The sequence below is a fragment of the Sinorhizobium sp. NG07B genome (assembly GCF_002532005.1).
Taxonomy (GTDB): Bacteria; Pseudomonadota; Alphaproteobacteria; order Rhizobiales; family Rhizobiaceae; genus Sinorhizobium; species Sinorhizobium fredii_C.
This window is the reverse complement of the sequence record NZ_NWTD01000003.1, coordinates 695,433-714,472: the sequence shown is the minus strand read 5'-3', so window position 1 is coordinate 714,472 and position 19,040 is coordinate 695,433. Positions and strand designations below refer to the sequence as shown.

Genomic DNA, 19,040 nt, shown 5'->3' with positions numbered 1-19,040 from the left:
GTTATCCTTTGCTTGTGTGAGGATCATTGCCCAGCGGGGATCGTTCAGCCGCCACCGGGATCGGGGCGGGTTGCGGCGCCCGCGCCGCCAGGCGGCGCAATCGCGCGGCGATCGGCATCCGGAGATGCCGAAGCGCTAGCGGGTCGGCGAGCGCTGTCTTCAGCGCGCCAGCCAACGATCTCTTTTTCAGGTACTCGACGAGCAGAAGAAACGAGCGCGCCTGGCGGAAGCCGCGCGCACGCTTGCGCTGCATCCTTCGCGATAGCGGGTCAAGCGCATATCGCTGCAGGAATGCCTCGTCTGCCGCCATCATCGCATCGATGTGCTCGAGTTTCAAAACGCGCGAGATCGAGCCTTCGCGGATGTGATAGGTATAACCGGCCGAGGGCTCCACCGCGCAACGCCCGCCGCATGCAAGCGCGGATGCGAGCAGGATGTAATCCTCGCCGATCCTCAGCGACTCGTCGAAGGCCAGGCCATGATCGGCGAGGAAGCGGCGCTCGAACAACGGCTTCATGTAGCCGAAGTTGTGCTCGGAGCGGAAAATCACGTTCGATTCGATGAAGGCCGGCAGCGTCAGTACCTGCAATGCATCGAGGTCGGCATCGTCGAACATCCGGACATTGCTTCCGTCGAGCGACAGCACGTCGAGATTGTCGACGACCAACTGCGCGCCTGTCGCTTCGGCGCGCGCAATCATCCGCGCCAGTCTTGCCGGGCGTACCGTGTCGTCCGAATCGAGAACAGCGATCCAGCGGCCGCGCGCCGCCGCGAAGCCGGCATTGCGGGCCCCGCCCGGGCCGCGATTTTGCTCAAGCGAAACGAGCCGGACCCTCGGGTCGTCGATCGCGGTGACAAGAGCAACTGTGTCATCCGAGGAGCAATCGTCGACGACGATCGCTTCGACCGCGACGCCTTCCTGAGCGAGGGCGCTACCAACCGCACGGGTGATCGTGTCGGCGGCATTATAGGCGGCGATGACAAAGGTGACGTCCGGCGTGGATTCGTTCACGGTTGTGTGCATGGGAGGGTTGACGGGCGCGGTCATCGGGAGGTCACCTCGGCGGCTCCATACTGCTCGAGCTCCTTGTGACCGAGAAGGCCGCTGATCACGCCGGCATGCAGCACGGCGCGCAGCGCATAGCGATTTCGCCGGACGGCTAACGGCAGAAAGAGAACCGCGGCGCATCCGCAAAAGGCGGCCTTGGAGGCGGCGAGCGCAAGGTTCAGCGGCTGGCCCGCACCGCGCGCCTTTTCCGTCAGCAGCCGTCCGTGGGTCTGGCCGGAGCGGAAGCGCCGTTTGGCGAGCCAAGCAAACGAGGCCCGGCCTTCCGGCACCGGCTCATGCACCCAGGCCTCCTGAGCAAAGGCGATCGTTCCTCCTGCCTGGTGCATGCCAGTGAAGAAATCCGTGTCCTCGCCTCCGCTGCGGCCGAGCGCGAGCTTGAAGCGGCGGCCATGGAGCGACGGGGCCCTGATCCGGAGCAGCGCATTGCAGGTATAGCCCGTGCGGATTTCGCCCTTCACCCACACCGGCAAAGTGGAGTGGAAGTCGCCCTTGCGCATCCAGGCGGGCGCCGACGGGGCGTAGTGGGCCCGGACCGGGCCGAGGACAGCGTCCGCGCCGCTCGCCTGCGCCTCTTCCAGCAGGCTGACCAGCCAGTCGCTCGAGGCGGTCTCGTCATCGTCGATGAAGGCGAGCAGGTCGCCGGTGCTGTTGTCGAGGCAGGCGTTGCGGGCGATCGAGATGTTCGATGCCGGGCAATGGAGATAGGTGACCTCGAACGGCATTTCCGGCCGCAGTCTCTCAACGAGCGCCCGGGCGCTCGGCGTGGAATCATTGTCGGCGACGATGACGCGAAGCGTCGCCCTCGCGGGCAGCGTCACCGCCGCAAGCGACCGAAGCGTCGCGGCGAGTTCGGGCCGACGGAACGTGCAGACGCCGATGTCGATATGAAGGGCCGCGCTCATTGCTCCACCCGACGCCGGAAATCGAGGAGTTCGCGCCAGAAGCCGGCGGACCAGGCGAGATGCATGACCATGGCCGAGAGCGCCGCCAGCGGCCCGTAGGGGTTGCGCTGGCCGACCGCCATCCAGACGCCATAGCCGAGGCACGCCGCTGCCCAGACGCCGAAGGGGATGATCGCCGCCCAGTTGATGATGGCAAGAAGTGCGCCGAAGGCGACGGGCGCGACGCCAAGCGGCAGCATCTGCCGGAGCCCGGGCATCGCGCGGTGCTTGAGGATGTTCTTGGCGCGGCCGCGGCCATAGCCGAAATACTGCTTGAACAGCGGCACGATCCGATTGCGCGGATAGTAGACCATGCTGGTCCTGTCGGTCATCCAGATGCGATAGCCGGCTTTGCCCAAGCGAAAATCCAGTTCGGCATCTTCATTGTGGCTGAAGGTCTCGTCATAGCCACCGACATCGGTGAAGGCGGCAATGCGCATCAGGGCGTGATGGCCGTGCTCGGCCCAATGGCCGGCCGCACCGGTCCGGTGCTTGGAGCCGCCATTGCCGAGCTTGGAGTTCTGGGCATAGGCCGTCGCCTTCTGGAAGGTGCCGAAACCCTCGGTCTGCATGGCGACCACGACAGAGTCGGCTTCGGTTGCGAGCGCTTCCTCGACGAGTCGCTCGCAATAATCGTCCGGGTAACTCGCATGCGCGTCGATGCGGATCAGGTAGTCGAAGCCCGAACCGAGTTCGGCGACGGCGCGGTTGATGGCGGCGCTTTGGATTCGCTTCGGATTGTCGAGGAAGAGGACGCGCGGGTCTTCTTCGGAGAGGCGGCGCGCGATCTCGCGCGTGCCGTCGTCACTGCCGCCGTCGGCAATGACGATCTTCGCGTTGAGGACGCCAAGCGACGGACGCAGCTTTGCGACAAGCGCTTCGATATGCAGCGCCTCATTGAGGCAGGGGATGACGATGAGGGTCGACGTCGACGCCGGGCTCTCCGCAGTCATAGCAATCCACTTTCGTTGTGACGGGCTTCCGCAAGGGCAGCGGCCGGAATGATCGTTTGCGTTGCGTCGTGGGTGAGCGTTGCCAGCCGCCGCACGAGCGTCTCGCAATCCGCGCGGTCGAACACCCAGGTGGCGGGATGACACCGGCCGATCCGGTCGGCGGCTTCGGAAAACGTGTCCGCCGTCATCGAGCCCAGGAGCGCGGCGAGGGCGTCGGCATCGGCTTCCTCAATGACGAGGCCGATCCCGCGCACGGCGAGAAAGCGGGCCGTCTCCGTACCCTTCATCGCAATCGGAACGCGGGTGTGGCGGCATCCTTCATAGAGCCGGTTGGGCAGTAGCCAGTTGGAGTTCTGGCCCTCCTCGAAGAAATCGATCGCCCAGGTGAAGTGGACGGCGCCGTAGATCTCGGCGAGGTCCTCGGGGTTTCGATAGGGGCCGTCGAACCGCATGAACGGCTCGTTCTGCACGAAGCCGTCAAAATCCCTGAATTCCGAATAGGCGGGCCTGCCGCGCAGAACGACTTCGAAGCGGCCTTCCATCCTGCGGGAAAATTCGGCGAGGAGGTGGAGCGACTTGCGGCAGCGAAGCGCTCCGAACCAGCCGATCCTCCAGGGCGCACCGGGCTGGGGATATTGGGCTGGGACGCCCGCCGGCAGCGTGCTCCCATCGATTTCAAGCACCTTGTTCTCGAGCAGCATCGGCGGCGCCTCGAGGCCCGAAAGGGGGCGGAAGTAGTGCTCGATGAAGGCCGGCGAACTGGTGATCAGCGAGCGGGCGTCTCGGCCGAGCCGGGCCTCGGCGGCGCGGAGCGCCCGCCCCACCATGTCCCTGCGCAGCATCAGCCGGTGAATGTCGAGGCACTCATAGACAATCGGAACGTCGCCGCCGAAGAGCGTCACGGCGCGTTTGGCGACGGCGAGCATTTCGAGATTGCGGGCGATGATGAGGTCGGGCTTGCGAAGATGGCCGAGCCTGCCCTTCAGCGACAGGCAGGCGGCGGCGACGGCGCCGAGCCGCTGGGCGAAGCGCCCGTCCGCCGTCGTTCCGAGTTCGATCGGCTCGACGCCGCTCACGGTTGCAAGCGGGTTGCCGCCGCGGCGGAAGCCCGCCAGCGTGACATGGGCACCGCCGGCGACCAGTGTCAGCGTTCTTCGCCGCACCGCGGGGTCGGCAAGATCCTGTGCCAAATAGAGTATCTGCAGCATGAAAACATCCGTTTCCCTGCTCAGCCCGGGCCGAGCTTAGTTCAGTTTTTTGTGCACCGCAACAAGTTGTTGCAATTGCTCATAAAATGGTCAGTTGCTCAGATTGCGGTCAGTCCAGTCGGCAGGCGACCGACTCGGGGAATTGGCACTTGTCGCCGGGGGCCGTGAAGGCGACCCGATCGACCTGGAGCTTTGTCGGCTCCTTGTAGGAGAAGGTGCCCATCCAATCGCTGAGCGTGTCCGTTCCCCACAGGCTGAAGAAAATCTTCTGGGCGTTCGCCGGGATTTTGGCGGGATCGGTGACTTCATGAACGAGCTCGCCGTTGATGTAGTAGCGCAGCCGGTCCTTCTCCCAGACGAAGGCATAGTCGTTGAAGCCCTGGTTGGCGCCGCCCGGCACATCGGCCAGAAATTCGTTGCCACCTTTGGCCGCCACATATTGGTTGATCTGCACCTTCGCGGTGTTCTTGCCGAGCACCTCGAAATCGATCTCGTCATGCGGCTTCTTATCGGTCGGGCCGATATAGGTGAAGAAGGCCGAGTTCAGCCCGGAACCGTCCGCCGCCTTGATCCTTGCCTCGTAGGTGCCGTAGCCGAAGCGCTTGCGCGTCTGGATTTCGCCGCAGGCGAAATTACGCTTGCCTTCCTTGCGTTCTTCGAAACCCAGTTCGAGAACTCCATTGACGATCTTCACCTGCTTCTTGGACCAGGTGCAGTTCTGGTGCGCGCCGTTGTCCCAGCCATCCGAGACGTACCAGACCTTTTTGTCCAGCTTGTCGAAGTCATCGATGAACGACGTGCCTTTGGCACCGTCCTGCGCTGTGGCACTGCTCACATTGCAGGCGAGCGGGGTGATAAGGGCGAGGCACAACAGGCGCCCGTAGCGATCGGATTTCATTGTCTTGCTGCCTTTGCTGCGGAGTCGCGTGGGGGCATGGGAGCCCGGGCGAGGCTCGACTGAGGGTTGTGGGAAGGGCGCGCAAGCGCAGCACCCCGGAGCAGCGCAACGCGCGCGAGGTCAATCTGCGTCGAGACATAAGCGCCCATACTCACGATATCGGTCACTCCTATCGGGCGGCGCCTCGTGGCGCCGTTTTAACGAAGCAGACTTAAGCTCACGGCGACAAACTAGGGCATTTGCAAAGAGAAAATATGGCAGTGCAGCAGAAAATCGAACGAGGCTATGCTGCAGCGCATCCAAGCGGCGAAGTTTTCGCGAGCGGGTCGACATCGGCTCAAGAGGGTCATCCGGGTTAAATCCCTGTTTCCCCGCATGTTGAGAAAACTGTGCCCTGCAAAATTTGGGGGCAATCGCGAGTTGTGCGGTGCGGCTGTGAATTTTGCACGAGAGACGTAATTTTTTTGGCTCCATCCCGCGCTTGGGGCAATTGCCGAGTGGAAATGCGGCAAGGATGAGGCGGGATTTACCCCCGGGGGTTGCTGCGGCGCCGGGCTAACCGATTCGCATCTCGATCGGTTGAGCCGGAGGCCGGCGCCGTTCCGCCGGCGGCCTGCAATGTCAGACGACCCCTAAAATGTTACTGGAAAATTGCGGCCCCCCAGACAATAGTGTGTCTATACTTTAGTGCTTTCAGTACCAAAGCAAGCCCGCCGCGCAATCGGCGGGTTTTTCGCGATGAGGGGAGCCGCTCTCGATTACATGCAGCAATTGAGGCGAACGGACTAATCGTCCCTGGGCTTGGCCGAGATGGTATCGCGCTCGTTCCCCCGGAGCGGCCTCTTCATGTCGTCAAGTTCGGCCTGACGCTCGGCCGCGACGATCGGCTCATTCGATTTCAGCGAAGGCTTCAGGATCGCCACCACCGGGCCGACGGGGCCCAGTACGCAGCCGATTATCAACCAAAGAAGACTATGTCCGCCCCTAACCGCAGCGACGACCGCGGTCGCGATGGCGCAGAATATCCAAAACTCGACGATCATCGACTCTCACTTGACACCTGCCGAGGAAACCCCTCGGCTTACTCTTCCGCCACGTGGCTGGAGGCTTCTGCCCTGGCTTGCCCGCTCCACATGCCGGCTCCAAGTGATCGTGCCATTTCCTGTGCGGCGGCGTACAGTCCTTTGTCGTGATTTTCTTCACGGCTGACGGCGTGGCCGGATTCAACCAGCCACCGGTTGACGTCCTTGCCGTCCGCTCGGAAGCATGCGCCGATATAGCGGCCGTAGCGGTCACGGCCGGCGAATGTGCAGCGGGTGGGGCGGGATGCCGACAAAAACGCCTTGAGGGCCAGCGCCGCTTCCTTGCCGCAGTGATAGTCTGCCCCCGTCTCGTCGAGGCAGAACTGCCAATCCTCGGGTGCATCCACTCCGTAAAGCTGGATGCGCTCGCCCGCAATTTCGATCGTATCGCCATCAACCACGGAGGCGTCGCCGCCGACCGGGCCAGCCGCCGCGGCCGCGTCCGGCGCGGCCAGCAGGACAAGCACGATGGGAATCATCCGCATTGGAGGGGACGGCGACGCCGAACGGGCGCGCGGCTCGGCGAGGGTTGTTGCGGCGATCCGACTGCCGATCATGCGTCCATCCAGCCCCTGTTGTGGTGCTGAATCTAGCGCAAGCGGCTCGCGGTTCGCATCCCTGAAAAACTAGGGGAACCAGTTCGAGATCGGTGGATACTGCGCTTTCGACATTGAAGGGGCGCCAGCCCCTTCAGCAGTCGTCACAGCCTCGCAAGGCTTGCGATCAAAAAACGAACATATAGAGCAGGACGATGACGATCAGGGGAACACCCATCAGCCAGAGAACGATGCCTTTCATTTCGCTATCCCGGTAGTTGTTGACCATGTCGGGGTAACGCTGCGCGGGGAAAAGCGTTCCTGCTGGCTTCCATGATACAACAGGGCCCTCTGGGTCGGCGGGCCGCCTGGCAGAGGGCTTTGGTTTATTCCGCTCGCTCCAGCGCAAAGGCCTCGAGCAGGTAGCGGACATCGCCGGATCCGCCGAGCGCCACCGGTGCGGGCGTCCGGGAGCGCCGCAGGTGTTCGGTTTTGTCGGCAGCGATTCCCCGGACGATCGCCGGGAGGGCGCCGGGGTGCGTCAGCGCATAGGCAAATGCGGCCGCGATTCCTTCGTTGCGCTTGAGGTCGAGGAAATGCCGCAACTCGTAGCGGCCGCGAATATGGTGCTCGTGCCGCCGCAGCGCCGCGGCAGATTCGGTGCTCAGACGGGCCTCGGCGAGGATGGCGCGATCGGCCTCATAGAGACGTCGCAAGTCGATCGTCCGGTGGCTGCCGCTCAAGGAGTCGCCGCGAACCACCGCCGCATAGCCGCAGCTATGGATGATCTTGTAGCGCGCCCCGAGCGCTAGCGCCCTGGCATAGAGGTCGAAATCCTCGCCGAGGCGCAGGGTCTCGTTGTAGCGAAGGTCGAATTGATCCAGGAACGAGCGCCGCATCAATGGCTTCAGGAAACCGATTTCGCCCCGCCGGACACCCCGGCGCGAAATATTGCCTTCGACGAAGCCGACGAAATCGATCAGGCGAGGGCTGGGCGCGAAGCGGTCGATCCTGCGCGCAGCACCCATCGCTCGCGCGGCGTCGATGAAGGCGATATTGTCGGCGATGAAATCCCAGCCGTCCTGAGCGAGCAATTGGCGCATCCGCCCCGGGAAGAAGAAGTCGTCCGCGTCCAATATACCCACGAACGGGGATTTCGAAACGGCAATCGCATGGTTGCGAGCCGCGGCAGGCCCGCGGTTCTCTTCGAAGCGGACCACGTTCAAACGTCCGGAGCCGTCGTCGGCGGCGCACGCCACGGCTGCGGTCTCATCGGTCGAGCCGTCGTCGACGACGACGACTTCTGCGACTTCCGGCTCTGCGAGCGCCGAGTCGATAGCCCGGGCAATCGTTTCGGCGGCGTTCTTGGCGGCAATGATAATGCAGACATTCGTCGGCGCGGCTGCGGTCATAAGGGCCTCCAGCGGTCATCGGATGGGTCTAGTTTCGCGGCTCCTGCTCGTTGCCTTCGAGTCACCGATTCGAGGGCGTACGACGCGCTACAGGTCCCTCTGCACCGGGGAGGGCAGGTGGGGCCCTGGAGCGGGTACGCAGGACCATGCATGGCGATCGTGTCGCAAGCGCGTCAAAGAGCAAGATTTTTTCGCAGCTGCGAAGGGCCGAGAAAGCGGTCAGGAATTGAAGTGACCGGGACGGTTCAGTCGGCGCAGCGGAACCTTGTTCGCCTGCTTTTCGTCATTCGTCGCATCGGCCGGCAGCTTGCCGGGGGATAACTTTCGGCGCTCGCGCGCTTCCTTCCACACCAGGAAAAGCACGGCGAGAAAGTATCCGACCTGTATCAGAACGGCACAGAGCATCGTCTGTATGGCCGTCGAGGCGAGCGAACCGGTCAGAAAGTAGGTGGCGATGGCAAACGCCGCCAGCGCGCCGAACATGCTCATGACGAAGCGTGGTGCGAACATTGCCTACCCCGCTTTCCGATTTGCTCGTGGAACCGTCATTGCACTCCCGCCCTCGCTCCTGTTTACCACTATATTAGCGGTCGCTTTTCTCTTCAACCTGCAAAATGCAACTTTGTCGCTACAGTCCGTAACGGGAAAAGCTTTCCGTCATCTTTAGGTAGACTCAGCAATTCGAATGGGTCCGCCGGTTAAACGGTACAATCACCGATAGGTTCGACGGATTTGGGGGATTATTTTTCCGCGAAGTGCGGGGTCAAGCTGACTCGCTGGAACGGCCCCTAAATTCACAGGGGGAAAGGCGAACTCGTTCTGTTTGTTGCGACTTTTGCCGCTGAAGCAGCCGTTTTTTCCGATCAACTTTTGTTACAGGCAACAGGGCCTCGGCTTGAGAATATGTGCAGCGCAACAAAATGATGCGATGCAAAATTACCCTCAAAAGTCCGACTTTTAAAATCTTCCCGCCGGAGAGCCGTGGTAGCCGCTAGTGAAAAATTGCTGCGTCAAATACAATACTTTAGCCATCGCAAATAATGAACGCGCGCCGATGTTTGAAGTGCGAGATGACGAACGCAACTATTTTAGCGGTGAACTCCAAACCGTATACTTAAAATCTCGTAATAGTCTCTGACCGGCACGCCCGCTAAACACCCTCGCGTCGGCGTCCGCTGACGCTGCCATCATTCCGCCTTCAAAAATCAAATTCTCACCATACACTCGCGCTAGATGACGCTCCGTCCCTCGGGACCGACAATCGCCAACGTAAATGGAGTCACCTCTATGAAGTCCGCGACTCGCTCGGCCAGTACGGCTTTTTTTATTCCCCAGGAGACCGGTGCGATCCGGCCGATCGGCGGGATATCAAAGCGAAGCTTCGACATTCTCATCGCCATTCTGGCACTGATCGCCCTCAGCCCGCTTTTCCTGCTCGTCATGGCGTTGGTAAAGTTTTCGGACGGCGGCAGCATTTTCTACGGTCATCGCCGCATCGGCCATAACGGCCAGACCTTCAAGTGCCTCAAGTTCCGCACGATGATGGAAAACGGCGACCGGGTCCTGCAGGAATACCTGAAGGCGAATCCCGCCGCCTACGAAGAATGGCGCACCACCCGCAAGCTGCAGGACGATCCGCGCGTTACCGTGGTCGGAAGCATTCTTCGCAAGCTCAGCCTCGACGAACTGCCGCAGCTCATCAACATCATTCGTGGTGAAATGAGCATCGTGGGTCCGCGTCCGGTCGTCGAAGACGAACTGGAGCTCTACGACGCGGCTGCCGAGTTCTATCTGCGCTCGCGTCCCGGCCTGACCGGGCTCTGGCAGATCAGCGGCCGCAACGATGTGTCCTATGCCACTCGGGTGGCCTTCGATACGCATTATGTCCAGAACTGGTCGCTCATTGCCGACCTCGTCATCGTCTTCAAGACCATCCCCGCCGTCTGCCTCTCCCGCGGCAGCTACTGAAACCTTGGCGTCGGCTCGCGGCTGAGCACAACGTCAAGCAACGGGAAATCCCAGATGCAATCGATCAGAGTTCCAGGGGTGCCAGCCGGCTCCCGCAAGCGTTTCCATTTCGCCCGCCTCGCACTCTGCGCGGCGCTTGTCTTATCGGGTGCGGGCATGGCTCGGGCGGACGATTATCGCCTCGGCGTCATGGACAAGTTGCGGATTCGTGTTGCCGAATGGCAGACCGCCGAAGGCGCGGTCCGGGATTGGTCGGCTGTCGGCGGTGAATACACGGTCGGCGCCTCCGGCAAGGTGTCGCTGCCTTTCGTCGGCGATCTGCCTGCATCCGGCCGCACGACCACGGAACTCGCCGAAGAGATCGGCATCAAGATGCAAAAGCTCTTCGGGCTTCGCGACCGGCCGTCAGCCTCGGTTGAGATGGCGCAATACCGTCCGGTCTATCTCTACGGCGAGGTCGAGACGCCAGGCGAATATCCCTATGCCCCCAATCTCACCGTGCTCAAGGCAATCAGCCTTGGCGGCGGACTGCGTCGGGGCCCGACCGGCCAGCGCTTTGCACGCGACTATATCGCCGCGAACGGCGATTCGTCGGTTCAGGTGGCGGAGCGCAACCGACTGCTCATTCGCCGAGCCCGCCTTCAGGCGGAAATTGCCAAGCACGACAAGATCACGTTGCCGGAGGAGCTCAAGAACGTCCCCGGTGTCGACAAGCTGCTCGAAAGCGAGACGGCTCTGATGGTGTCGCGCGACAAGCGGCAGGAACGCCAGCTCGACGCACTGGCTGATCTCAAATCGCTGCTGCAGAGCGAGATCGACTCGCTGGCGAAGAAATCCGAAACGCAGCAGCGTCAGCTGGAGCTCGCCACCGAGGACCTGGACAAGGTCGACAGCCTTGCCGAAAAGGGCCTGGCGCTCAGCCAGCGCAAGCTCTCGCTCGAGCAGCGGGTGGCGGACGTCCAGTCGCAGCTTCTTGACATCGATACGACCTCGCTGAAGGCCAAGCAGGACGTCAGCAAGGCAACGCAGGACGAATCCAACCTGCGCAACGACTGGGATGCGCAACTCGCCCAGGAACTGCAAAATACCGAAGCCGAACTCGACACGCTGACGCTGAAGCTCGGCACCAGCCGCGATCTGATGACCGAGGCGCTCATGCAATCGGCCGAGGCGGCACAATTGGACGAGCAGGCTGCAAACATCACCTATTCGATCATTCGTGAACAGGACGGAAAGTCGAAGGAGATCGCGGCGACCGAAACGACGCCGGTGCTTCCCGGAGACGTGATCAAGGTCAATGCCGCAGTGGCGATGCGGTGAATGCATGCGGATCCGCAAGGCGAGCCTCATCGACCCTGACGCGAATGGGCTCTACGGCACCGCGGCCGTGGCCCTTTCGCTGTTCGTCTTTGCCTATTCGACCCGTTTCGGACCGATTTCCATCCTCGCCTATTACGGCCTGTGGCTGCCGCTTGTTCTCGTCGACTACCGCAAGGTCCTCGGCAATTACGGCAGGTTCGTCTGGATCTTCGCCTTCGTGATCCTTGCCTGTCTCTCGACGTTCTGGTCGGCCGCGCCCGGCGTGACGGCACGTGCCGGGATCCAGTATCTGAGCCACATCGTTTGCGCGCTCATCGCCATGCGGGTGATCGACATCGGCACGCTCACCCGCGGCGCCATTGCGGGCGTCGCCATCGTGCTCCTCTATTCGCTGCTCTTCGGCGTCCACCATTACGATCCGCTCGACGGCACCTACAGCTTCGTCGGCGCATTCGCTTCCAAGAACCAGCTGGGCTTCTATGCCTCGCTCGGCATCTACTTCGCCTTCATGGCCGTCGTCGTTCTTGGCGAGCGCGGCGTCTGGCGGGCCGCCGCCGGGGGCGCAGGCGCAATCGCCGGCTATTCGCTGTTCGCCTCCCAATCGGCGACCTCGGTGCTGACGACTGTCGCGATCCTCGGGCTTTGTGTCGCCATGAGAGCGATCACGGCGCTCAGGCCCGCGAGCCGGAAAGGGCTCTTTATCGGCGTGGCGGTTTTCGGCGGTGTCGCCGCGGTTGCACTCATCTATGCAGGTGTCATCGATCTCGTGCTGGGCGCATTCGGCAAGGATTCGACGCTCACCGGCCGCACCTATCTGTGGCAGCAAGGAATAGAAGCGGCGCAGGCTTCACCGATCTTCGGCATCGGCTATCAGGCCTATTGGGTGCAGGGATTTTCCGAGGCGGAGCGTCTGTGGGAAGAGTTCTACATTACCGCCCGCTCCGGATTCCACTTTCACAACACCTATATCGAGGCCGCCGTCGAAACCGGACTGGTAGGCCTGATGCTGTTGACGATGCTGCTACTCACGGCGGTGTTCGGGCAATTGAAGCGTCTGCTGTCCGAGGACCGTGACGCGGAGGCCATGGTGCTGTTCGGCATCGCCATGCTCCTTCTCATCCGCTCCTTCGTCGAGATCGACATCATGAACCCGTACCATGTAGGATCCTTCCTGCTTTACTTCACCGCAGGGAAATTGACGGTCGCCCGCCGCCGGCAGGCGGTGACCTGGCTTTGGCCGGGCGACGGGCCCACTCCGGCGTATCGGCCGCGGCCCAGCATGTGACATCACGGTCAGAGGGGACGATGGGGACGATCCGGGCGATTCAGTATCTTCGGGCGGCGGCGGCGCTCGCAGTCGTGATCTTTCACGCCGCCGAAAAGACCGGCCACGATTTTACGATCGGAGCGGCCGGTGTGGACGTCTTCTTTGTCATCAGCGGCTTCATCATGTGGGTCATCAGCGACCGGCGGCCGGTGACCCCCGCGAAATTCATCTCCGACCGCCTCCGCCGCATCGTCCCGATCTACTGGTTTGCGACGGCCGTCATGATCACCGGGGCGCTCGCCGGCTTGTTTCCCACTTTGGTGCTGACCCTCGACCACGTTCTGGCCTCGCTGGTTTTCTTTCCGGCCCGCTCGCCGAGCAGTGGCGAGATTTGGCCGGTGCTCGTGCAGGGCTGGACCCTGAATTTCGAGATGCTCTTCTACGTCGTGTTCGCGGCCTCCCTGCTGCTGCCGCGGTATTGGCGCCTCCCGGCGATTACCGGCCTCTTCGTGGCGCTGGTCAACGTCGGGTTGGTTGCTCCCAGCGAAAATGCTCTCTGGCTGACCTATACGCGGCCGATCATCCTCGAATTCGTCGCCGGCATGATCCTCGGCGAGTTCTGGCCCCGCGGGAAGGTTCCCGGGGCGGCAATCGGTTCTTCATTGATCGCCTGCTCGCTCGGCGGTTTTGCCCTGATCGGGGGCCTTCATCTTTCCTTCGACGAGCGCACGACCGGGCCGCTCGCCGTCCTCCTGGTTCTTGGCGCGCTGTCGCTCGAGGCAAGCGGACGGATGCCGATGCTGAACCTGCCGGACCTGCTCGGCAATGCTTCCTACTCGATCTATCTATGGCATACCTTCGCGATCTCGGTCGTCGCCAGGGCCGGCGGCCTATTGGGCATGCCCGCGGCGATTTCGATGGGCCTGGCGATCCTGGCGGGGACGGTCGCCGGTATCGCAGCCTACGGCCTTGTCGAGCGCCCGCTGCTGCAGCGTGCACGGACGCCGGTGCCGGCCGTCGGCCTTACCGGGCCTACCGCCCAATAGGCCGGCGAGCCTGCAGGCCTGCTCAGCCGTTTCGGCGCGAATGCCAGTTCCAGGCCGATTCGGTGATTGCCGCCAGGTCGTATTGCGGCTCCCAGCCGAGCACTTGCCGTGCCTTGTCGTTGTTGGCGACGAGCGTCGTCGAGTCGCCCTCGCGGCGGCCGACATAGCTAACATCGAACGGCCGCCTGGAGACCTTCTCGATTGCCCCGAGCAACTCTTTCACGGTTGTCCCCGTGCCGGTGCCCAGATTGAGCTCGACGCTGTCGCCGCCCTCGAGCAGGTAATCGACGGCGCGCACATGCGCATCGGCAAGATCGAGAACATGGATATAGTCGCGCACGCAGGTGCCGTCGCGCGTTTCATAATCCGTTCCGAAGACCTTGAAGCCTTCGCGCCGACCCAGCGCCGCGTCGATCGCCAGCGGAATCGCATGCGTCTCCGGTTCGTGCCATTCGCCGATGCGGCCCTCGAAATCGGCGCCAGCGGCGTTGAAATAACGCAGGATGACGGAGCGCAGGCCCTTGTAGAGGCCGTAGTCCTTGAGCGCCTGCTCGCAGACCCACTTGGTCCGGCCATAGGGGTTGATTGGAGCCTGCTTGTGGGTTTCGTCCATCGGCACGCTGTCGGGCAGGCCGTAGGTGGCGCAGGTGGACGAGAAGACGAAAGCCTCGATGCCGGCGGCAAGCGTCGCCGACAAGAGGGTCAGCGTTCCGATGACATTATTGTCGTAGAAGGCGACCGGATCCTTGACCGATTCGCCGACCTCGATCATCGCCGCGAAATGCAGCACCGCCCGCGGCTGATGGCGGGCCAGCACTTCGTCGAGGCGCCGCCGATCGCGGATGTCGCCCTTCTCCAGAACGCCCCAGCGGACGAATTCCTCGTGGCCGTTGGAAAGATTGTCGTAGACGACCGGGTGATAGCCCTTTTCGGCCAGTCGAAGGCAGGTGTGAGAGCCGATATAGCCGGCACCGCCGACGACGAGGATATTGTTGTTCTGCACGGGCAACCTCAGGAATGACTTTCAGAAACCGGAATGGAGCGCCGTTCGCTTTCGCAACCAATAGCGGCGATTTTTCAACACAATATGTAAGTTCTGCAAAAGATGGCACTCCACACAACGTCGAATGCCGCTTTGCTTCGCAGGCGTCGGCGAAGGGAGTAGGTGACTGTGGCAGACATGCAGCACTTTGCTGTCTCCTGGCCGGAGCACAATATTTGCGCTTGGCTCGATCGGTGTCTTCAACTATAAGCAGTCTTCCGGCAATCAGAACAGGGAGGTTACGATGACAGCCTATTGCTTCTCCCTTAGGGACGGTCCACGATCCTGACCTCGTGACCGGGAGCGCCCGCGCTTCCTGATTGCCGACGGATCCCGCACCGTCCGGCCCCTCCTTTTCCGGAGACGGCGCCGTTTCATCAATGTCGCACGCGCATTCGTTCCGGGCGGCATTCCCTTGCTGATCAGATCTCGGGGCCGGTGCGTTGCCACCGGGCAAATCCTATGGCGTTCACTCGTTTTGCGGCGCGCGATCGTGCCTTCCGCAATGTTTTTCGCTTTTCCTGGGCGCACTGGAAGAAGCAGCCGATGCGGCTTGCCGGCATCCTCGGCGCAGTGCTCCTGGCCACGCTTGCCGATGTGCTGACACCGCTCTATGCTGGCCGTCTGGTCGATGCGATCGTCTCGGGCGCGGCGAGCGATGCAATCGCTTGGAATGCCGCGCTCTCGGCCTTCCTGATCATGATGGCCCTTTCGCTCGGCGCCATCGTCTTCAAGCACGCCGCCATCATGATCATCGTCGACCTGACGCTGAGGATGATGTCCGACATCGCGGCTGCCGCGTTCCACCACATTCAGCGCTTCTCCAGCGATTGGCACGCCAACAGCTTCGCCGGCTCGACCGTGCGCAAGGTGACGCGTGGCATGTGGGCAATGGACCTCTTCAACGACACGCTGCTCGTCGCGCTGTTTCCCTCGGTCGTGATGCTCATCGGCTCGACGGCGCTGATGGCCTGGCACTGGCCGGTTATGGGCGCGATCGTCGGCCTTGGGTCCGTCCTCTTCATAGCGGTCACGGTCCTGCTGTCGCTCGGCTATGTGGCGCCGATGGCAAGCCTCGCCAACAGCTGGGACACGCGGCTTGGCGGCGCGCTTGCCGATGCGGTCAGCTGCAACGCCGTCGTCAAAGGCTTCGGCGCCGAGAAGCGCGAGGAGGCCCGCCTGGCGAAGGTGCTCCGGAAGTGGGAGAACCGCACCCGGCGCACCTGGTCGCGTGCGACGCTGAACGGCACCGCGCAAGGCGCGATGCTGCTGGTGGTCCGCGCAGCCATCATCGGGTCTGCCTTGCTGCTCTGGGCGAAGGGCGAGGCGAGCGCCGGCGACATCACCTTCGTGCTCACCTCCTTCTTCATCCTGCAGGGCTATCTGCGGGAGATCGGCATGGATATCCGGCACCTGCAGCGCTCGGTCAACGACATGGAGGAACTCGTCGCCATTCATGCTCAGCCGCTCGGTGTTGAGGATCGTCCGGGAGCGCGGCCGATTCAGATCGCCGACGGCAAGATCGAGTTCCGCAACGTGACCTTTCATTACGGCGCCCATCGGGCTCCGCTCTATGACGGATTCTCGGTCACCATCCGCGCCGGTGAGCGCGTCGGCCTCGTCGGACATTCCGGGTCGGGGAAGACGACCTTCGTCAAGTTGATCCAGCGGCTGCATGACGTGAAATCGGGCCAGGTTCTGATCGACGGCCAGGACATCGCCGGCAGCATGCAGGCGTCGCTCCGCCAGCAGATCGCCATCGTCCAGCAGGAACCGATCCTGTTCCACCGCTCGCTCGCCGAGAACATCGCGTACGGGCGGCCCGGCGCGACGCAGCACGAGATCGAGGAGGCAGCGCGTCTGGCGAGCGCGCACGACTTCATCTCCGGGCTGCCGAAGAGCTACGCGACGATGGTCGGCGAGCGGGGCGTCAAGCTGTCCGGCGGCGAGCGCCAGCGAGTCGCGATTGCCCGGGCGTTCCTCGCGGATGCGCCGATCCTGATCCTCGACGAAGCGACGTCGAGCCTCGATTCCGAATCCGAGGTGCTGATCCAGAAGGCGATGGAACGGCTGATGACCGGCCGCACGACGCTGGTGATCGCCCATCGGCTGTCGACCGTCAGGGCGCTCGACCGCCTGCTTGTCTTCGATCGGGGCCGCATCGCCGAGGAGGGCGATCACGACACCCTCATCCGCCTCAAGGGCGGCATTTACCGGAGCCTCTTCGAAAGGCAGGCGCTGGAACTGACGAAGGGGCTCGTGCTCAGCGACGGCTGAGGGGGCCTTGCGGCAACCGCCGGCCGGGCAAGGGAAATTTTCTTGCCCGGCCAACAACGCGAACTCGCGGCTGCCGTTCGGCTCGAAACCAGAGCATATCAATTTGACGCGGCGTCGATCCGGGGCGCCAGGCGGTAGATCAGCATCGTATCGTCGTCGACTACGCGTTCGGCGGTCCTGTCGAGGTGGGCTATCAGCGCTTTGTTGTATTCGATGAGCTTGCGCCGCTGCATGTCGCGCGCGTTCTTGGTGATCCCGAACCACGTGGCGTTCTGGGCGCGCAGCGCCTCCAGCGTCGGGATCGCGTCCTCATCCGCAAGCAGCATCGACCAGTCGTTTTCGCCGCCGCCCGGCGGGAAAACCCAGCCGCGGCGACGGCTGTAATAGATCGCCACCGGATCGCCGATCGTGGGGGTAGCGGTGACGACGAGTTCGCCGGGTTGGCTGAGTTCGCTGAGCCGCTCGCCGAGCTTATGGCCGGAATCCGCATAGGGCGTCTTCATCAGCGTGAGCCCGGGTATGCTGCCGCCGACAATGACGACGGCTGTGATCGCCGCCAAACGCAGCGCGCGCGATCGAATACCCCCTGGCCGTTCGCCGCCTATACTGCTCAACAGGATCAGCCCGCGCCCGGCAAGTGCGGCCATCGGCACGTTGAAGATGTGAAAGTTCCAGGGATTGGTCTTGATCTCGCGCGCGGCGAAGAAATAGACGAGCGCCGCGCCGGCGAGCCAGACATGGAAGAACCAGGCCGCGCGGCCGGGTGCCGTTTCAGGTGTCGTCGGCGGTGCGGCCAAGAGTGCGACGCCCGCAAGCATCATCACGGGCAGGGTGAAGAGCCAGTTGCTGGCGATCTTCCAAGTGGCGGGAATGTAGAACCCTTCGCTGACGAACTTGGCAACCCCATCGCTCCAGAGATAACCGCTGCCGGCGATGTGATAGGGCGGATAGTTGGTGCCGAGATAGTGGGCCCAGCGGTAGTAGACGAGAATGAGCGCTCCGGCGATGAGCGAGACAGGTAGGATTTGCAGGATGCGGCGAAGACTGAGCTTGCCTCGCCGCTGCAGGATGAGAAATGTCGCATAGGTCATCGGCACGACGGCTGCGATACCCGGCAGCTTGGCAAGTACGCCGATGGTGGTGATCAGCCCGGCCGCGAGGAGCAGCGGTATTCGGTCGTTCTGCAGATAGGCCACATAGAGCCAGGCGCCGGTTGTCACCAGCGACAACATCGCCGGATCGGGCAGGAAAGAGCGGTCGATCATCACGGCGCCTGGCATGATCGCCAGCAGAAAGGCGCCGGCATGGGCATGGGCAGCGCCCCAGATGCGTTCGATCAGCCGGTGCAGGGCGAAGACGCCCCAGACCCCGAAGGCGATGGCGACGAGCCGCCCGAACATTTCGTCCCAACCGAACACGGCATAAAGCATGGCGGTGATATAGGAGATCACCTGGAGCTCGCGACCCTGGTAGGCGGGTCCCGGCCCCGTCCAGCTCACCTCCGGAAAGAAGATGTTCCAGCTCCGCAGGAAGAAATTGTCAGCCATCATCGCCGTGCTGGCTTCGCGCCAACTGAAGGCGTCGACCAGTGGCTGCTGCACGTCGTGCAAACGGAACAGGGCCGCCAGCACCAGAATCGCGCCAAGAACCACGCCATTGCTGGGCCTGAGACCGAAACCCGACATATACCTTCACCGGCCGAACGATGCAAAACTCTGTATGCGACAGGGACATTTGCGTGCCTCGCTGATTTGGAGCGGCAGCTTCGGTGTCCACAGTCGCGGACACTATAGCCAAGCAATCTCTGATTGTCGCCAGGGTAGCAGCAGAACGAATTGCCCTGGTGCCGGATCCTGGACCTTGTGTCACTGCGCTCATGGTGGAAGTGAATTTCGCTGAGGCGGTATCGAGCTTCACACACACACACACAGACAGAGACCTTTCATTTGGACATAAAAGGCTCTAAAAAACCGGCAGGTAACTCCCCGGTCGCAGCCTACCCGGTCAAAACAAGGACACCT

16 protein-coding genes are annotated in these 19,040 nt (G+C 62.7%); 5 read left to right on the top strand and 11 right to left on the bottom strand.

The window, feature by feature from the left end; translation table 11 throughout:
* Position 1: 1 nt before the first annotated feature.
* The 9 genes from CO664_RS13215 to CO664_RS13170 all read right to left on the bottom strand — a co-directional run bounded on the left by CO664_RS13215 (position 2) and on the right by CO664_RS13170 (position 8,609).
* On the bottom strand, positions 2-1,048 hold the full coding sequence (locus CO664_RS13215; protein ID WP_097539013.1) for a glycosyltransferase family 2 protein: 1,047 nt from the start codon (positions 1,046-1,048) through the stop codon (positions 2-4).
* Positions 1,045-1,971, bottom strand: a complete 927-nt coding sequence (locus tag CO664_RS13210; protein ID WP_037419377.1) for a glycosyltransferase family 2 protein — start codon at positions 1,969-1,971, stop codon at positions 1,045-1,047. The genes CO664_RS13215 and CO664_RS13210 overlap by 4 nt, the downstream gene beginning before the upstream one ends.
* Entirely contained in the window at positions 1,968-2,963 is a 996-nt protein-coding gene (locus tag CO664_RS13205) for a glycosyltransferase family 2 protein (protein WP_097539012.1), read from the bottom strand. The genes CO664_RS13210 and CO664_RS13205 overlap by 4 nt, the downstream gene beginning before the upstream one ends.
* Positions 2,960-4,171, bottom strand: coding sequence for a glycosyl transferase family 1 (locus CO664_RS13200; protein ID WP_097539011.1), 1,212 nt, complete (start codon positions 4,169-4,171; stop codon positions 2,960-2,962). The genes CO664_RS13205 and CO664_RS13200 overlap by 4 nt, the downstream gene beginning before the upstream one ends.
* A 109-nt stretch (positions 4,172-4,280) precedes the next feature.
* Positions 4,281-5,069 (bottom strand): glycoside hydrolase family 16 protein, encoded by a 789-nt coding sequence (locus tag CO664_RS13195; protein ID WP_097539010.1) that lies wholly within the window; start codon positions 5,067-5,069, stop codon positions 4,281-4,283.
* 785 nt (positions 5,070-5,854) lie between these two features.
* Positions 5,855-6,112 (bottom strand): hypothetical protein, encoded by a 258-nt coding sequence (locus tag CO664_RS13185; RefSeq protein WP_097525888.1) that lies wholly within the window; start codon positions 6,110-6,112, stop codon positions 5,855-5,857.
* Positions 6,113-6,150: 38 nt separating this feature from the next.
* Complete coding sequence (locus tag CO664_RS13180; RefSeq protein ID WP_234820267.1) at positions 6,151-6,636, bottom strand: thermonuclease family protein; 486 nt, start codon at positions 6,634-6,636, stop codon at positions 6,151-6,153.
* Positions 6,637-7,073: 437 nt separating this feature from the next.
* Positions 7,074-8,099 (bottom strand): glycosyltransferase family 2 protein, encoded by a 1,026-nt coding sequence (locus tag CO664_RS13175; RefSeq protein ID WP_097539008.1) that lies wholly within the window; start codon positions 8,097-8,099, stop codon positions 7,074-7,076.
* 219 nt (positions 8,100-8,318) lie between these two features.
* A complete protein-coding gene (locus CO664_RS13170) occupies positions 8,319-8,609 on the bottom strand; it encodes an exopolysaccharide production repressor protein (protein WP_097539007.1) in 291 nt (96 codons plus the stop codon).
* Between the two features lie 777 nt (positions 8,610-9,386).
* On the opposite strand from CO664_RS13170, the gene exoY reads away from it, so the two are divergent.
* From exoY to CO664_RS13150, 4 genes are read left to right on the top strand one after another with little or no spacing between them, the layout of a single operon-like run.
* Entirely contained in the window at positions 9,387-10,067 is a 681-nt protein-coding gene (gene exoY / locus CO664_RS13165; protein ID WP_097525891.1) for an exopolysaccharide production protein ExoY, read from the top strand.
* Between the two features lie 54 nt (positions 10,068-10,121).
* Positions 10,122-11,387 carry a polysaccharide biosynthesis/export family protein gene (locus tag CO664_RS13160; RefSeq protein ID WP_097525892.1) on the top strand — a complete coding sequence of 422 codons (1,266 nt, stop codon included), beginning with the start codon at positions 10,122-10,124 and terminating at the stop codon, positions 11,385-11,387.
* A gap of 4 nt (positions 11,388-11,391) precedes the next feature.
* On the top strand, positions 11,392-12,672 hold the full coding sequence (locus tag CO664_RS13155) for an O-antigen ligase (protein ID WP_097539198.1): 1,281 nt from the start codon (positions 11,392-11,394) through the stop codon (positions 12,670-12,672).
* 20 nt (positions 12,673-12,692) lie between these two features.
* Entirely contained in the window at positions 12,693-13,700 is a 1,008-nt protein-coding gene (locus CO664_RS13150) for an acyltransferase (protein ID WP_097539006.1), read from the top strand.
* A 22-nt stretch (positions 13,701-13,722) separates the two neighbouring features.
* On the opposite strand, the gene galE is transcribed toward CO664_RS13150, so the two are convergent.
* Complete coding sequence (galE, locus tag CO664_RS13145; protein ID WP_097525982.1) at positions 13,723-14,703, bottom strand: UDP-glucose 4-epimerase GalE; 981 nt, start codon at positions 14,701-14,703, stop codon at positions 13,723-13,725.
* Positions 14,704-15,204: 501 nt separating this feature from the next.
* Here galE and CO664_RS13140 point away from each other — a divergent pair.
* The gene (locus tag CO664_RS13140) at positions 15,205-17,019 is read left to right on the top strand and encodes an ABC transporter ATP-binding protein (protein ID WP_097539005.1); all 1,815 of its coding nucleotides are present in this window, start codon (positions 15,205-15,207) and stop codon (positions 17,017-17,019) included.
* A 98-nt stretch (positions 17,020-17,117) separates the two neighbouring features.
* Here CO664_RS13140 and CO664_RS13135 read toward each other — a convergent pair whose 3' ends face one another.
* Positions 17,118-18,704 (bottom strand): glycosyltransferase family 39 protein, encoded by a 1,587-nt coding sequence (locus tag CO664_RS13135; RefSeq protein WP_097525895.1) that lies wholly within the window; start codon positions 18,702-18,704, stop codon positions 17,118-17,120.
* Between the last annotated feature and the right edge of the window lie 336 nt (positions 18,705-19,040).

What these genes read in the sequence shown, in the direction of transcription:
- CO664_RS13215 (WP_097539013.1), bottom strand. Translation starts at nt 1,048, where the DNA reads ATGACCGCGCCCGTCAACCCTCCCATGCACACAACCGTGAACGAATCC.
- CO664_RS13210 (WP_037419377.1), bottom strand. Translation starts at nt 1,971, where the DNA reads ATGAGCGCGGCCCTTCATATCGACATCGGCGTCTGCACGTTCCGTCGG.
- CO664_RS13205 (WP_097539012.1), bottom strand. Translation starts at nt 2,963, where the DNA reads ATGACTGCGGAGAGCCCGGCGTCGACGTCGACCCTCATCGTCATCCCC.
- CO664_RS13200 (WP_097539011.1), bottom strand. Translation starts at nt 4,171, where the DNA reads ATGCTGCAGATACTCTATTTGGCACAGGATCTTGCCGACCCCGCGGTG.
- CO664_RS13195 (WP_097539010.1), bottom strand. Translation starts at nt 5,069, where the DNA reads ATGAAATCCGATCGCTACGGGCGCCTGTTGTGCCTCGCCCTTATCACC.
- CO664_RS13185 (WP_097525888.1), bottom strand. Translation starts at nt 6,112, where the DNA reads ATGATCGTCGAGTTTTGGATATTCTGCGCCATCGCGACCGCGGTCGTC.
- CO664_RS13180 (WP_234820267.1), bottom strand. Translation starts at nt 6,636, where the DNA reads ATGCGGATGATTCCCATCGTGCTTGTCCTGCTGGCCGCGCCGGACGCG.
- CO664_RS13175 (WP_097539008.1), bottom strand. Translation starts at nt 8,099, where the DNA reads ATGACCGCAGCCGCGCCGACGAATGTCTGCATTATCATTGCCGCCAAG.
- CO664_RS13170 (WP_097539007.1), bottom strand. Translation starts at nt 8,609, where the DNA reads ATGTTCGCACCACGCTTCGTCATGAGCATGTTCGGCGCGCTGGCGGCG.
- exoY (WP_097525891.1), top strand. Translation starts at nt 9,387, where the DNA reads ATGAAGTCCGCGACTCGCTCGGCCAGTACGGCTTTTTTTATTCCCCAG.
- CO664_RS13160 (WP_097525892.1), top strand. Translation starts at nt 10,122, where the DNA reads ATGCAATCGATCAGAGTTCCAGGGGTGCCAGCCGGCTCCCGCAAGCGT.
- CO664_RS13155 (WP_097539198.1), top strand. Translation starts at nt 11,392, where the DNA reads ATGCGGATCCGCAAGGCGAGCCTCATCGACCCTGACGCGAATGGGCTC.
- CO664_RS13150 (WP_097539006.1), top strand. Translation starts at nt 12,693, where the DNA reads ATGGGGACGATCCGGGCGATTCAGTATCTTCGGGCGGCGGCGGCGCTC.
- CO664_RS13140 (WP_097539005.1), top strand. Translation starts at nt 15,205, where the DNA reads ATGGCGTTCACTCGTTTTGCGGCGCGCGATCGTGCCTTCCGCAATGTT.
- CO664_RS13135 (WP_097525895.1), bottom strand. Translation starts at nt 18,704, where the DNA reads ATGTCGGGTTTCGGTCTCAGGCCCAGCAATGGCGTGGTTCTTGGCGCG.